This is a genomic window from Streptomyces sp. SAS_270 (genome assembly GCF_052543295.1).
Genome location: NZ_JBMNDS010000066.1, coordinates 43,929 through 57,603, shown reverse-complemented (window position 1 = coordinate 57,603; position 13,675 = coordinate 43,929). Strand labels below are relative to the sequence as shown.

Below are 13,675 nucleotides of genomic sequence, written 5' to 3'. Positions count from 1 at the left end.
CCCCCCCCCCCCCCCCCCCCCCCCCCCCCCCCCCCCCCCCCCCCCCCCCCCCCCCCCCCCCCCCCCGCCGCGCCGCTCTCGTCACGCCATCCAGCGGTCCGGCCGCGCCTCCCGACGCCCCGTGCGGGAGCGGTCGGCCTGCGACCGGAGCAGCTGCGCGGCCTCGTGGGCGTCCCGCAGCCGGGCCGTCACCGTCTTGTTGGCCCCCGTGTCCACGTGGACGTCGGCGACGCCCCTGAGGCGCGCCCAGGGCCCCTGCTTGAGTCGTACGCTCTGCACCTTCGCGTGCGGCACCAGCGACAGGGTGCGGCGCAGCAGCCCGTGCCGTGCCGCGAAGACGGTGTCGGTGACGGCGAGCCCGTACCCCCGCCACCACAGGGGCACGCACCACCCCGCCCGGCGCGGCGGCCGTGACAGGGACGAGGGCACCGTCACCCCCGGAAGCACCTGCGCGATCACCGACTCGGCGATCGCGCGCGGGGCGACCGGCACGAGCACGGAGTTGGAGGACCCCGCCACGTCCAGCTCCACCCGCACCCAGCCGCGCCGCCGCCACAGCAGCGGTTCGACGATCCGTACCGTCTGTACGCGGCCGGGGGGCACCGTCTCGTGCGCGCGGTCGAGGAGTCCGTGGTCGATCCGGAGCCCGTCCGGGGATTCGCCGACCGTCCAGTCGTACTCGGCGACGAACCGCCCCACGCTGCTCGCGCCCGCCGTGCCGAGCAGCGGCAGCCCGGTCGCGAGGACCGTCCACAGGCTGTGGGTGGCGAACCAGAGCAGCGGCGGCACGACGAGCGCGGCGGCCAGGGAACCCCAGGTCGCGCCGGTGAGCACGAGGGACACGGCGAGGACGCCGGCGGGGATGTGCAGCAACTGCCGTACCGGCGCCTCGCCCACCTCCTGCGCGGTCTCGGGCGTGAACCCGGCCGCGCGCGCGAGGAGTTCGGCGCGCAGGGCCCGTGCCTCGCCCTCGCCCAGATAGGCCAGTTCGTCCTTCTTGGCGGCGCCGATGACATCCAGTTTGAGCTTGGCGACGCCCGCGACGCGGGCCAGCAGCGGCTGGGTGATGTCGACAGCCTGGAGCCGGTCGAGCCGGATGTGCGCGGTGCGCCTGAACAACAGGCCGGTACGGATACGCAGTTCGGACCCGGTCACCGCGAAGTGGGTGAACCACCAGGTCAGAAAGCCGTAGAGGGCGGCGGCCGGCACCAGCACCGCGAGTCCGACGAGCAGCGCGGTCGTGGTCAGCCGGGTCAGTTGGTGCTGCGCCTGATCGGGATCGTGCACGGCCCACCCGGCGATCACGGCGACCGGCGCCCAAGCCCGCCGCAGCGGGGTGACGGGGTGGAGACGGCGTTCGGTCAGCGGCTTCTCGTCAGGCACGTCAGTCCCGCCAGGCACGTCAGTCCCGTCAGGCACGGCGGACGCGGCAGATACCGCGGTGGCCTGCGTGATCTTCGGCGTCACCTCCGCGTCACGGGCGTCACGGGCGTCACGGGCGTCACGGGCGTCGCGCGAGGGCGACGGCGGCGGCGTGGTCACAGCCCCGCCGATCGGGCCTCGCCCAGCTCTGTCAGCCGGTCGCGCAGGCGTTCGGCCTCGGCCGGGTCGAGGCCCGGGATGCAGGCGTCCGTCGCGGCGGCGGCCGTGTGCAGCTGCACGCTGGCGAGCCCGAAGTGGCGTTCCACAGGGCCCGAGGTCACTTCGACCAGCTGCATCCGCCCGTACGGCACCACGGTCTCCTCGCGCCACAGCACACCCCGGCTGATCAGCAGGTCGTCCGCGCGCTCGGCGTACCGCCAGGAGCGCCAGTTGCGGCCGAGCAGCACCCAGCCCCACGGGATCCCGGCGAGCGGCACCAGCGCGAACGCCGCCCAGGTGAGACCGGCGAGCCAGCCCACCAGCAGCGCCACGGCGAGCGCTAGCAGCCCCAGCCACACCACCAGCAACAGGCGCCGCATGCGCAGCAGCCCCGGCGGCAGCCCGTTCCACACGGGCCCGCCCCCGGCGCCGTCCGTCATCCCGGTGGTCTTCATGCTCCCCGTCTCCATGTGGCCAGCGTACGTACGACAGACTGTCCCCATGACTCCCACGACGGAGACCATGGTCGGTATCGGCGGCGCTGCGGAGAGCACCGACATGGTGCTCAACATCGGGCCCCAGCACCCGTCCACCCACGGCGTGCTGCGGCTGCGGCTCGTGCTCGACGGTGAGCGCATCCAGCACGCGGAGCCCGTCATCGGCTACATGCACCGCGGCGCGGAGAAGCTCTTCGAGGCGCGCGACTACCGCCAGATCGTGATGCTCGCCAACCGCCATGACTGGCTCTCCGCGTTCTCGAACGAGCTGGGCGTGGTCCTCGGCGTGGAGCGGATGCTGGGGATGGAGGTCCCCGAGCGCGCGGTGTGGATGCGCACGCTGCTCGCGGAGCTGAACCGCGTCCTGAACCATCTGATGTTCCTGGGGTCGTACCCCCTGGAACTGGGCGGAATCACACCGATCTTCTACGCCTTCCGGGAGCGCGAGGAGCTCCAGCACGTCATGGAGGAGATCTCCGGCGGGCGCATGCACTACATGTTCAACCGCGTCGGCGGCCTCAAGGAGGACCTTCCCGCGGGATGGGCCACGCGTGCGCGCGCGGCTGTCGCCGACGTCCGCTCGCGGATGAACGTGTACGACGAGCTGGTGCTCGGCAACGAGATCTTCCGGGGGCGCACGCGGGGCGTGGGCGTCCTGACGCCGGAGGCCGTGCACGCCTACGGAGTGAGCGGGCCCATCGCGCGCGCCTCCGGCGTGGACTTCGACCTGCGCCGCGACGAGCCGTACCTCGCCTACGGGGAGCTCCAGGACACGCTGAAGGTGGTCACGCGCCAGGAGGGCGACTGCCTCGCCCGCTTCGAGTGCCTCCTGGCGCAGACCCACAACGCCCTGGAACTCGCCGACGCCTGCCTCGACCGGCTCGCGGAGCTGCCGCCCGGGCCGATCAACCAGCGCCTCCCGAAGGTGCTGAAGGCCCCCGAGGGCCACACGTACGCGTGGACCGAGAACCCCCTCGGCATCAACGGCTACTACCTGGTCAGCAAGGGCGAGAAGACCCCGTACCGGCTGAAGCTGCGCTCGGCCTCGTACAACAACATCCAGGCGCTCACCGAACTGCTGCCGGGCACGCTGGTCGCGGACATGGTGGCGATCCTGGGGTCACTGTTCTTCGTCGTCGGGGACATCGACAAGTAGGCCGAGCAGGCGGCCGCGCAGTTCCGGGTCACCCGCGGGCTGGAGCAGCCAGCCGAAGTCGCCGAGGCCGCCCGGCGCGGTGAGTTCGGCGGCCGCACCGGCGCCCGCGAGGGCGCGCACGTACGCAGTCGGGTCCGTGGACGCGAGTGAGAGCGAGGGGCGTGCGCCGCTCACGCCGAGCGCGCGCAGTGCGTGCCGCTGGGTGATCACGCGACCTCCGGGCAGCCTGCACGCGTCCAGTGCGACGTGTGCCGTGATGTCGCACGACCCGTCCGGCACGGGCGCCGTCTCGCGTCCCGCGCGAAAGCCGGTGAGCGTCCCGAACGGCGGTCGCGCCCCGGCGCGGTGCGCGTAGTCGGCGGCGACGGCGAGACCTCGGTCGAGGCCCGCGACGGCGGCGGCCCAGGCGAAGTCCCTGGGGAGCCCGATCTCGGCACGGAAGCCCTCGCGCAGCCCGGCCTCCTCGCGAGCACCGGGTCCGTCGTCGGCGAGCGGCCACCATCTGCGCAGCCACTCCCCGTCCGCCCCCGCGACGGGCTCCCCGAGGCGTTCGGTCCCGTCCCGCCGTACGAGAACCAGCCGGGCCACGCCCTGTGCGTCTGCCTCGGCGACGTCGAGCGGCACGTTGTCCAGCCACTCGTTGGCGAACAGCAGCCCGGTGATCCCCTTCGGGGGCTCGGCGCACCACTCGATCCGGTGATCAAGATCACGTGGGCGGTCGGCGCGTTCGACGGCGTACGCACGCACCCGGGAGGCCACGTCGGCGGGGAGTTCGGCGAGGACTCCCGTCACCAGTTCGCCGCGGCCCGCCGCCATGTCGACGAAGGCGAGCGCCGCCGGGTGCCCCAGCGCGGCGTCGACCCGGCACAGCAGCCGGGCCACCGCACCGGCGAAGAGCGGGGACGCGTGCACCGACGTACGGAAATGGCCCGCCGGCCCCTCCGGCCTGCGATAAAAGCCCGACGGCCCGTACAGAGCCTCCTCCGCAGCCTCGCGCCAGCCGCGCCACTCACCCGCCGTCCGATCCGTCACGGCGCCAGGCTAAGCGCCGCCGGGCACCCGGGGATGCGCGGGGCGACCGGTCGGCGCACGCCTCGCTGTGCGCTCCCCGGCGCGCTCCGGAGCGTGCTTCCCGGCGTGCTTCAGGATGCGATCCCGGAGGAGATCCGGGACGCGATCCAGGCGTCACGGACCAGGGAGCCTCCACCTTGGGGAGTACGCGCGCCGTTCGCGGATCGGTCCTCCGGTTGACCCCTGCACGCTGCACGCTTCCCTACTCTGGGTTACGTGCAGCGTCTCTATGACTTCCTCCGCAGGCACCCGACATGGGTCGACAGCTTCTGGGCCGTCGTCCTGCTCGGGATCTCCGCCATGAGCGGATCCGCCCGCGGGGGAGAGGACGGGGGAACCCACCTCGCCGTCGTGGCGGTCCCGATCACCGTCCTGCTGTGCCTGGTCATCGCCCTGCGCCGGCGGATGCCCGAGACGATGCTGCTGCTGACCGCCGCCGTGGGCCTGGCCCAGCTCGTCCTGAACATGGCGCTGGTCCCGGCCGACTTCGCGATGCTGGTGATCGTCTACACGGTGGCCGCGGACGGTGCCCGCTGGGCCTCCCGGTTCGGACTGGTCGCGGGCCTGTGCGCGGCGCCGCTGTCGCAGATCCGCTGGCCGGACGAGCACTCCAGCGGGTTCGGCCAGGTCATGGCGGCCGTCTTCCTCAGCGTGCCCTTCGCGCTGGCCTGGGTCCTCGGCGACTCCATCCGCACCCGCCGCGCCTACCTCGCCCAGCTGGAGGAGCGCGCCGCCCGTCTGGAGAAGGAACGCGAGGCGCAGTCCAAGGTCGCCGTCGCCGCCGAGCGCGCCCGGATCGCCCGCGAACTGCACGACGTCGTCGCGCACAACGTGTCGGTGATGGTGGTCCAGGCCGACGGCGCCGCCTACGTCCTCGACACCGCCCCCGACCAGGCGAAGAAGGCCCTGGAGACGATCTCCGGCACCGGCCGCCAGGCCCTCGCCGAGATGCGCCGCCTGCTCGGCGTCCTGCGCACCGGCGAGCACCAGGAGGGCGGCGAGTACGTGCCGCAGCCCGACGTCGAACAGCTCGACGACCTCATCGAGCAGTGCCGTACGTCGGGCCTGCCCGTCGACTACAAGGTCGAGGGCACCCCGCGCCCGCTGCCCAGCGGCGTCGAGCTCACGGCGTACCGCATCGTGCAGGAGGCGCTCACCAACACCCGCAAGCACGGGGGCCCGAACGCGGGCGCGAGCGTCCGCCTGGTCTACTTCGACGACGGCCTCGGACTGCTCGTCGAGGACGACGGCAAGGGCGCCCCGCACGAGCTGTACGAGGACGGGGGCGTCGACGGGCAGGGGCACGGCCTGATCGGCATGCGTGAGCGCGTCGGCATGGTCGGCGGCACCCTGGACGCGGGCCCGCGCCCCGGTGGAGGCTTCCGCATCAGCGCCCTGCTGCCCCTCAAGCCCGCCCACTGACACCTGTACACACCCGCGCCCACCGACCTCCGTACGAATGTGAAAGGGACCCCGATGGCGATCCGCGTGATGCTCGTCGACGACCAGGTGCTGCTGCGCACCGGCTTCCGGATGGTGCTCGCCGCCCAGCCGGACATGGAGGTCGTCGCCGAGGCGGGCGACGGCGTCGAGGCCCTCCAGGTGCTGCGGGCGACCGCGGTCGACGTCGTGCTGATGGACGTCCGCATGCCGAAGCTGGACGGCGTGGAGACGACCCGCCGCATCTGCATGGAGTCCGACCCGCCGAAGGTGCTCATCCTGACCACCTTCGACCTCGACGAGTACGCCTTCTCCGGGCTGAAGGCGGGCGCCTCCGGCTTCATGCTCAAGGACGTGCCGCCCGGCGAACTGCTCGCCGCCATCCGCTCCGTGCACAGCGGCGACGCCGTCGTCGCGCCCTCCACCACCCGGCGCCTGCTCGACCGCTTCGCGCCGATGCTGCCCAACGCCGGCAACGAGCCCCAGCACAAGGAGCTGGAGCGGCTCACCGGCCGCGAGCGCGAGGTCATGATCCTGGTGGCGCAGGGTCTGTCCAACGGCGAGATCGCGGCGCGGCTGGTCCTGTCGGAGGCGACGGTGAAGACCCATGTCGGCCGCATCCTGACCAAGCTCGGCCTGCGCGACCGCGTCCAGGTGGTCGTCCTCGCGTACGAGACGGGTCTGGTGCGCGCCGGAGGGAACGGCTGAGAGCCGGGCAAACGGGGGCGTGACCCGGGCGTGACCGGCGCCCACTAGGGTCTGCGCATGCTCCTGTGGATCAACGGCCCCTTCGGGGGCGGCAAGACACAGACCGCACACGAGATCCAGCGGCGGCTGCCCGGCAGCGTCATCTGCGATCCCGAACACGCCGGCTTCGGCCTGCGCCGCATGCTGCCACCCGAACTGCGGGGCGACTTCCAGGACCTGGCGTCCTGGCGGCAGGGCGTCGTCGAGGTGCTCGACCTCGCCCTCACCAAGCACGACGGCCCGGTGATCGTCCCCATGACGGTCACGGACTCCGGGTACTTCGACGACACGGTCGGACGGCTGCGCGAACTCGGCCACGACGTAAGGCACTTCACCCTCCTCGCCGAGCGCGAGACCGTACTGCGGCGGCTGCGCGAGCGCGGCTTCGGGCACCTCCTCGGGTACGTCGCGGGCAAGGACGCTCCGCTGCGCCGCGAGAGCTGGGCCGTGCAGCAGCTCGACCACTGCCTGGAACGGCTGCGCGAGCCGGAGTTCGCCGAGCATCTGTGGACGGATCACACGACGGTGCCGAAGACCGCTGACCGGATCGCCGTGCTGGCCGGGCTCACCCTCACCCCGAACAAGGAGGGCGCACTGCGCACGCGGCTGCGTCAGGTGCGGATCGGCGTCAGGCACATCCGGTTCGACTGACGCTCCGAGAACCGGGTGTCAGCGCAGGATGCCCTCCAGGAAGTCGCTGCCCAGCCGAGCCACCACGGTCACGTCCAGCTGGTGCAGTACGTACCGGCCGCGGCGGCGGGTGGTGAGCAGGCCCGCCTTCTTCAGCACGCCCAGGTGCCGGGATATCTCCGGTGCCGTCATCCCGTGCATCTGCGCCAGCTCGCCCGTGGTGTACGCGCTGCGGGCCAGATGGCGCGAGATCCGCATCCGGACCGGGTGGGACAGCGCGCTCATGCGCCGGGACAGCTGCTCGACCGAAGGCGGATCGCTCAGCTCGGACGTGCTGACCGGGTAGTGCAGCACCGGCTGCCAGCCGTACCGGTGGAGCACCATGAGATGGGGGCGGCCGAGGCTGGTGGGGACGAGCAGGAGGCCGCCGTCCGCGGTGACCGTGCGGCCCTCCGTGAGCTTGTCGATGACGATCCGCCCGGCGCTCTCGTCCAGCGCCACCGCGGGGGACACCGCGGCCAGCGCTTCCGTGAGGCCCTTGCGCCGCAGCAGCTCCGTCTTGTGCCGGGCGTCGGCCGCGAGCTGGTGGCGCAGCCGGGACCAGGCCTCCGCGAAGAAGGCCTCGTCGCAGCCCTCCAGGAACTGCCGCAGCCAGGCCCGAACGCTCGGCGGGTCCTCCAGCAGCCGCCGGGTGAACCGCACCTGCTGCGGACCGCGCGAGGCCGCCAGGTCCAGCGCGCGCCGCCGCACCGCGAGGTCGGAGAGCGCGTCGGGTCCCTGCGCGTCGTATGCCAGAGCGCAGGTGAACTCCAGCGCCGCGTCCACGAACTGCCGGTCGGTCAGCTTGTCCAGCAGGTCCAGGTCCTCGGGGAGCGTCGCGCCCGGGAGCGTGGGCCCGCCCGGGATGCCCGCACAGGGCAGGAACAGGTCCGAGAACGTCGACCGCCACAGGAAGTCGGCCTCGCACATCCGGTCCGCCAGGTGCGAGTCGAGCCGGGCGGTCACGCCGGTCGCCCAGCCCTGCAGCCCGGGGTGGTGCCCGGGCTCGGACAGTGCGTGCAGCGCCATGCCGAGCTCGGCCAGGGGGGAGGGCACGACGGCGATCCGCTCCCGTCGCAGCCCGGCGATGTCGATGTGCACGCTCATGACCACATGGTGCACCCCGGCACTGACAACGCGGCCGTCGATTGACGGCGGCCGTCAATCGAGGCGACGTACGCCCTGAACGGGTGCAGGCTGGGAGCACCGGGGCAGTCCGCGCGGGGCCTTCGGATCCCGTTACCCGTCCCGAGATTCCCGAAGAGGCGATCAGCCATGAGCATCACGCAGCAGTACCTCCTCGACACCCACCGCGCCCTGCAGCACGGCGAGGCCGCCCCGCCCGCGCCCGGCACCCACGACCGGCAGACCGTGCGCGAGCTGCGCGACTACCGGCGGTTCCGGGCCGTCCTGGCGGGTCGCCCGGCCCATGGGCGGATACGGGGAGCCCTGAGCAGGTGGCTGCACGCCCGCTCTGCTTCGCGCCCTACTTGCTGACCTCGCCGGGCAGCCGTCGTACGAAGTCCGCGACCGCCGCCTTCACGTCCCGCGCCGTCCACTCAAGACCCGGGGCCGCGACCGTGACCTCGGTGAACGCCAGACCGGGCCCGCTGCGGTCCCACCACTGGGAGAAGAGGGCGGTCTTCGTCTCCTCGGCCTGCCGCATCCCCGCTTCCATGAGGACCTCGGGCTCGTACGGCAGCCAGAGCTGGAACTGGTGGGTGTGCGGCTCCTCCGGGTGCACGCGCGCCCACGGGACCCCGGCCTCGGCGAACCCTTCGCGCAGCGCGGCGGCGACCACGCGCGCGTGGGCCACGCATTCCGGCAGCCGGGGAAGATCCCGATCCAGGCCGATGAGGGCCGACAGCGCGGTCGGGAACTGCTGGAAGAGCTGGCCGCCGTACCGGTGCCGCCAGGTCTTCGCCTCGTCGACGAGCGTCCTGGGGCCCGCGATCGCCGCGCCGCCGAAGCCCTGGACCGACTTGTAGAACGACACGTAGACGCTGTCCGCGAGGCCCGCGATCTCTTCCAGGGTGCGGCCGAAGTGCGTGGTGCACTCCCACAGCCGGGCCCCGTCGAAGTGCACGACGGCGTCCCGCGCGCGTGCCGCCTCGGTGACCGCTTCGAGCTCCTCCCAGGAGGGCAGCACGAAACCGGCGTCCCGCAGCGGCAGTTCGAGCATGAGAGCCCCGAAGGGCTCCTCGAAGTCACGCACCTCGTCGGCGGTCGGCAGCCTGGGCTCGGTGGTCACATGGACCGGGCGCAACCCGCTGACCCGGCTGAAGGCGTGCCGTTCGTGGACCTCGGGGTGGCTGAGCGGATGCAGTGCCACCGTCGGGTCGCCGGTGCGGCCCGCCCAGCAGCGCAGGGCGACCTGCTGGGCCATCGTGCCGCTGGGAAAGAAGGCGGCCGCTTCCTTGCCGAGCAGGGCCGCGACACGCTCCTCCAGGGTCTCGACGATCCCGCCGCCGTAGATGTCGCTCTGTTCGTCGAGGTCGTAGGCGCCCTCCGCCGCCTCGGTCAGCCAGGCCAGCCGTTCGCGCACCGTGTACAGGAACGGAGGCCGCCACATGACACGCTCGGCCCCGCGCCGGGCGGCCAGCCGCCGCTTCCGCTTCTGCTCGGCCGTCTCCTGCGCCGTCTGCTCACCCGTATCGCTCATCTCCGGATCATGTCGTGAGCGGCCGCGGCCGGGCATCCCATTTCCGCTCGCCGAAGCCGTGGGGAAACCCACAGCCTGTGGACAACCGACCGGCCCTCGAACCAATCGCGTTAACATGACGAGAAATCGTCCGGTACATCGTCCGGTACCCCGAGCGGACTGGAACGGGAAGGCCGCCGTCGAGTGAGTACATTCCAACAGCCAGACCCCAGGGACCGCCCCGCGCGGCTCACCGTCGGCGTGGTCGGCGCCGGCCGTGTCGGCCCCGCCCTCGCCGGGTGTCTCCAGCTCGCCGGGCACCGCCCGGTGGCCGTCTCCGGCGTCTCCGACGCCTCCGTGCGGCGGGCCGCCGAGATGCTGCCCGACGTGCCCGTGGTGACCCCGGCGGAAGTCCTGCGGCGCGCCGACCTGGTCCTGCTGACCGTCCCGGACGACGCCCTGCCCGGACTCGTCGAGGGCCTCACCGAAACGGGCGCCGTCCGGCCCGGACAGTTGCTCGTGCACACCTCCGGGCGCTACGGCACGCGCGTACTCGACCCCGCGCTGCGGGCGGGCGCACTGCCGCTGGCCCTGCACCCCGCGATGACCTTCACCGGCACCCCCGTGGACGTCCAGCGGATCGCCGGCTGCTCCTTCGGCGTCACCGCGCCCGAGGAACTGCGCCTCGCCGCCGAGGCCCTGGTGATCGAGATGGGCGGCGAGCCCGAGTGGATCGCCGAGGACAGCCGCCCGCTCTACCACGCCGCCCTCGCCCTCGGCGCGAACCACCTGGTCACCCTGGTCGCCGAGTCCATGGAGCTGCTGCGCGCCGCGGGCGTCGAAGCCCCCGACCGGATGCTCGGCCCGCTCCTCGGCGCCGCCCTCGACAACGCCCTCAGGTCGGGCGACGGCGCCCTCACCGGGCCGGTCGCACGCGGGGACGCGGGCACCGTCGCCGCGCACGTCGCCGAGCTGCGCAAGCACGCCCCCGGGACCGTCGCCGGCTACCTGGCGATGGCCCGGGCGACCGCCGACCGCGCGCTCGCGCACGGGCTGCTCAAGCCCGAACTCGCCGAGGACCTCCTCGGAGTCCTCGCCAACGGCACCGAGGGAGACGCCGGATGACCACCACCCTCCTGCGCACCGCCGACGAGCTGCACGCGCGCGTACGGGGCGGCCGCCGCGCCGTCGTCATGACCATGGGCGCCCTGCACGAGGGCCACGCCACACTGGTCCGCACCGCCCGCGAGATCGCCGGACCCGAGGGCGAGGTCGTCGTCACCGTCTTCGTGAACCCGCTGCAGTTCGGCAAGGGCGAGGACCTCGACCGCTACCCGCGCACCCTGGACGCCGACATCAAGATCGCCGAACAGGCGGGTGCGGACGCCGTGTTCGCCCCCTCGGCGGACGAGGTCTACCCCGGCGGCGAGCCCCAGGTGCGCATCAGCGCCGGCCCCATGGGCGAACGCCTCGAAGGAGCCGTCCGCCCGGGCCACTTCGACGGCATGCTCACCGTCGTCGCCAAGCTGCTGCACCTCACCCGCCCCGACGTGGCGCTGTACGGGCAGAAGGACGCCCAGCAGCTCGCCCTGATCCGGCGGATGGTGCGCGACCTGAACTTCGGCGTGGAGATCGTCGGCGTGCCCACCGTCCGTGAGGAGGACGGGCTCGCCCTCTCCAGCCGCAACCGCTACCTCTCGCCCGAGGAGCGGCGCACCGCGCTCGCCCTCTCCCAGGCCCTGTTCGCGGGCAGTGACCGGCACGCCGCCCAGGAGGCCCTGCGCGCGCGGGCCCGCGAAGTGCCCGCCACGCACGCGCGTGCCGAGGCCCTCAGCGCCCTCGGCGAGTCGCGTGCGGCCGCCGACACGCACGCCGTCGCCAAGGCGGAGCCAGGCGGCCCCCAGGGCGTCCGCCAGGCCGCCCGCCTCGTCCTGGACGAAGCCGCCCGCGTCCAGCCGCCGCTGTCCCTGGACTACGTGGCCCTGATCGACCCGTCCGACTTCACCGAGATCGAGGACGACTTCACCGGCGAGGCGGTCCTCGCCGTCGCCGCCCGGGTCGGGACAACCCGGCTGATCGACAACATCCCCCTCACCTTCGGAGCCGCTTCGTGACCGGCACAGGTACGGGTACCAGCACTGGTACCGGCATACGACTGCACGCGCCCGCCCCGGGCTGGTCCCTCACCGCGGACGTCGTGGTCGTGGGCTCCGGCGTCGCGGGCCTGACCGCCGCCCTCCGCTGCGAGGCCGCGGGCCTGACGACCGTCGTCGTCACCAAGGCCCGCCTGGACGACGGCTCCACGCGCTGGGCGCAGGGCGGCATCGCCGCGGCCCTCGGCGAGGGCGACACCCCCGAACAGCACCTCGACGACACACTGGTCGCGGGCGTCGGCCTGTGCGACGAGGAAGCCGTACGCATCCTCGTCACCGAGGGCCCCGACGCCGTACGCCGCCTCATCGCGACCGGCGCCCACTTCGACGAGTCCGAGGAGGGCGACCTCGAACTCACCCGCGAGGGCGGCCACCACCGCCGCCGCATCGCGCACGCGGGCGGCGACGCGACGGGCGCCGAGATCTCCCGCGCCCTCGTCGAAGCGGTACGCGCGCGTGGCCTACGCACGGTCGAGAACGCGCTCGTCCTGGACCTCCTCACGGACGCCGACGGCCGCACCGCCGGAGTCACCCTGCACGTCATGGGAGAGGGCCAGCACGACGGCGTGGGCGCCGTGCACGCCCCCACCGTGGTCCTCGCGACCGGCGGCATGGGCCAGGTCTTCTCCGCGACCACCAACCCCGCCGTCTCCACCGGGGACGGCGTCGCGCTCGCCCTGCGCGCGGGCGCCGAGGTCAGCGACCTGGAGTTCGTCCAGTTCCACCCGACCGTGCTGTTCCTCGGCTCGGACGCCGAGGGCCAGCAGCCGCTGGTCTCCGAGGCCGTACGCGGCGAGGGCGCCCACCTGGTCGACGCCGGCGGTGTGCGCTTCATGGTCGGGCAGCACGAGCTGGCCGAGCTCGCGCCCCGCGACATCGTCGCCAAGGGCATCACGCGCCGCATGCAGGAGCTCGACGCCGAGCACATGTTCCTCGACGCCCGGCACTTCGGCGCCGACATGTGGGAGCACCGCTTCCCGACGATCCTCGCCGCCTGCCGCGCCCACGGCATCGACCCTGTCACCGAGCCCATCCCTGTCGCCCCGGCCGCCCACTACGCCTCCGGCGGCGTCCGCACGGACTCCCGGGGCCGTACGACCGTGCCCGGCCTCTACGCGTGCGGCGAGGTCGCCTGCACCGGCGTCCACGGCGCCAACCGGCTCGCCTCCAACTCCCTCCTGGAGGGACTGGTCTACGCCGAGCGCATCGCGGCCGACATCATTGAGGGCCACGCGGAAAACGGCCTCCACGCGCGCGTGCCCGTACCCGTCCCGCACCCCGAGAAGCCCGCGCACCCGCTGCTCGCCCCCGAGACCCGGTTCGCGATCCAGCGGATCATGACGGACGGGGCGGGCGTCCTGCGCTCGGCGCAGTCCCTCACACAGGCCGCCGACCGCCTCCAGCGGCTGCACACGGACGCGCGCGACGCCCTCGACGAGAACGGCAAGACGGCCGAACCCGGCGTCGACACCTGGGAGGCCACCAACCTCCTGTGTGTCGCCCGCGTCCTGGTCGCCGCCGCCCGGCAGCGCGAGGAGACCCGCGGCTGCCACTGGCGCGACGACCACGCCGACCGGGACGACACAGCCTGGCGGCGCCACATCGTCGTACGGCTGAATCCTGACCGCACCCTCGCCGTGAACCCCACGGACACAGCAGACTTCCCCCCGACCAGCCGGCCCCGGCCGACGGCGCACCGTACCCAGGAGCAGTGACCGAA

General features: G+C 73.2%; 13 protein-coding genes. 8 read left to right on the top strand and 5 right to left on the bottom strand.

Features of this window, described 5'->3' with window-relative positions; translation table 11 throughout:
- Positions 1-81: 81 nt before the first annotated feature.
- A complete protein-coding gene (locus ACN6LB_RS33405; RefSeq protein ID WP_445029101.1) occupies positions 82-1,419 on the bottom strand; it encodes a PH domain-containing protein in 1,338 nt (445 codons plus the stop codon).
- Positions 1,420-1,538: 119 nt separating this feature from the next.
- Positions 1,539-2,051, bottom strand: a complete 513-nt coding sequence (locus ACN6LB_RS33400) for a PH domain-containing protein (protein WP_356146861.1) — start codon at positions 2,049-2,051, stop codon at positions 1,539-1,541.
- A gap of 31 nt (positions 2,052-2,082) precedes the next feature.
- Between ACN6LB_RS33400 and ACN6LB_RS33395 the strand changes: the two genes are divergently transcribed.
- Entirely contained in the window at positions 2,083-3,234 is a 1,152-nt protein-coding gene (locus ACN6LB_RS33395) for an NADH-quinone oxidoreductase subunit D (protein WP_445029096.1), read from the top strand.
- On the opposite strand, the gene ACN6LB_RS33390 is transcribed toward ACN6LB_RS33395, so the two are convergent.
- Positions 3,199-4,266 carry an SAM-dependent methyltransferase gene (locus ACN6LB_RS33390; RefSeq protein WP_445029095.1) on the bottom strand — a complete coding sequence of 356 codons (1,068 nt, stop codon included), beginning with the start codon at positions 4,264-4,266 and terminating at the stop codon, positions 3,199-3,201. The genes ACN6LB_RS33395 and ACN6LB_RS33390 overlap by 36 nt on opposite strands.
- Before the next feature lie 255 nt (positions 4,267-4,521).
- Between ACN6LB_RS33390 and ACN6LB_RS33385 the strand changes: the two genes are divergently transcribed.
- The 3 genes from ACN6LB_RS33385 to ACN6LB_RS33375 are packed head-to-tail and all read left to right on the top strand — an operon-like array spanning position 4,522 to position 7,143.
- Positions 4,522-5,727, top strand: coding sequence for a sensor histidine kinase (locus ACN6LB_RS33385; protein WP_356146852.1), 1,206 nt, complete (start codon positions 4,522-4,524; stop codon positions 5,725-5,727).
- A gap of 54 nt (positions 5,728-5,781) precedes the next feature.
- The gene (locus ACN6LB_RS33380; RefSeq protein WP_356146850.1) at positions 5,782-6,453 is read left to right on the top strand and encodes a response regulator transcription factor; all 672 of its coding nucleotides are present in this window, start codon (positions 5,782-5,784) and stop codon (positions 6,451-6,453) included.
- A 57-nt stretch (positions 6,454-6,510) separates the two neighbouring features.
- Positions 6,511-7,143 carry an AAA family ATPase gene (locus tag ACN6LB_RS33375; protein WP_356146847.1) on the top strand — a complete coding sequence of 211 codons (633 nt, stop codon included), beginning with the start codon at positions 6,511-6,513 and terminating at the stop codon, positions 7,141-7,143.
- 18 nt (positions 7,144-7,161) lie between these two features.
- Here ACN6LB_RS33375 and ACN6LB_RS33370 read toward each other — a convergent pair whose 3' ends face one another.
- The gene (locus ACN6LB_RS33370) at positions 7,162-8,268 is read right to left on the bottom strand and encodes a DUF5937 family protein (protein ID WP_445029094.1); all 1,107 of its coding nucleotides are present in this window, start codon (positions 8,266-8,268) and stop codon (positions 7,162-7,164) included.
- A 168-nt stretch (positions 8,269-8,436) separates the two neighbouring features.
- On the opposite strand from ACN6LB_RS33370, the gene ACN6LB_RS33365 reads away from it, so the two are divergent.
- Positions 8,437-8,658: a hypothetical protein gene (locus tag ACN6LB_RS33365; protein ID WP_356146841.1), complete on the top strand. Its 222-nt coding sequence runs from the start codon at positions 8,437-8,439 to the stop codon at positions 8,656-8,658.
- On the opposite strand, the gene ACN6LB_RS33360 is transcribed toward ACN6LB_RS33365, so the two are convergent.
- Entirely contained in the window at positions 8,648-9,823 is a 1,176-nt protein-coding gene (locus ACN6LB_RS33360) for a threonine aldolase family protein (RefSeq protein ID WP_445029093.1), read from the bottom strand. The genes ACN6LB_RS33365 and ACN6LB_RS33360 overlap by 11 nt on opposite strands.
- A 183-nt stretch (positions 9,824-10,006) precedes the next feature.
- Between ACN6LB_RS33360 and ACN6LB_RS33355 the strand changes: the two genes are divergently transcribed.
- From ACN6LB_RS33355 to ACN6LB_RS33345, 3 genes are read left to right on the top strand one after another with little or no spacing between them, the layout of a single operon-like run.
- Positions 10,007-10,927 (top strand): Rossmann-like and DUF2520 domain-containing protein, encoded by a 921-nt coding sequence (locus tag ACN6LB_RS33355; protein WP_356146835.1) that lies wholly within the window; start codon positions 10,007-10,009, stop codon positions 10,925-10,927.
- Positions 10,924-11,916 carry a pantoate--beta-alanine ligase gene (gene panC / locus ACN6LB_RS33350; protein WP_445029092.1) on the top strand — a complete coding sequence of 331 codons (993 nt, stop codon included), beginning with the start codon at positions 10,924-10,926 and terminating at the stop codon, positions 11,914-11,916. The genes ACN6LB_RS33355 and panC overlap by 4 nt, the downstream gene beginning before the upstream one ends.
- On the top strand, positions 11,913-13,670 hold the full coding sequence (locus tag ACN6LB_RS33345) for an L-aspartate oxidase (RefSeq protein WP_445029091.1): 1,758 nt from the start codon (positions 11,913-11,915) through the stop codon (positions 13,668-13,670). The genes panC and ACN6LB_RS33345 overlap by 4 nt, the downstream gene beginning before the upstream one ends.
- Positions 13,671-13,675 lie beyond the last annotated feature (5 nt).

Bases quoted from the DNA above. Each gene is read 5' to 3' on its own strand.
- ACN6LB_RS33400 (WP_356146861.1), bottom strand. From the start codon at position 2,051: ATGGAGACGGGGAGCATGAAGACCACCGGGATGACGGACGGCGCCGGG.
- ACN6LB_RS33395 (WP_445029096.1), top strand. From the start codon at position 2,083: ATGACTCCCACGACGGAGACCATGGTCGGTATCGGCGGCGCTGCGGAG.
- panC (WP_445029092.1), top strand. From the start codon at position 10,924: ATGACCACCACCCTCCTGCGCACCGCCGACGAGCTGCACGCGCGCGTA.
- ACN6LB_RS33370 (WP_445029094.1), bottom strand. From the start codon at position 8,268: ATGAGCGTGCACATCGACATCGCCGGGCTGCGACGGGAGCGGATCGCC.
- ACN6LB_RS33365 (WP_356146841.1), top strand. From the start codon at position 8,437: ATGAGCATCACGCAGCAGTACCTCCTCGACACCCACCGCGCCCTGCAG.
- ACN6LB_RS33380 (WP_356146850.1), top strand. From the start codon at position 5,782: ATGGCGATCCGCGTGATGCTCGTCGACGACCAGGTGCTGCTGCGCACC.
- ACN6LB_RS33360 (WP_445029093.1), bottom strand. From the start codon at position 9,823: ATGAGCGATACGGGTGAGCAGACGGCGCAGGAGACGGCCGAGCAGAAG.
- ACN6LB_RS33375 (WP_356146847.1), top strand. From the start codon at position 6,511: ATGCTCCTGTGGATCAACGGCCCCTTCGGGGGCGGCAAGACACAGACC.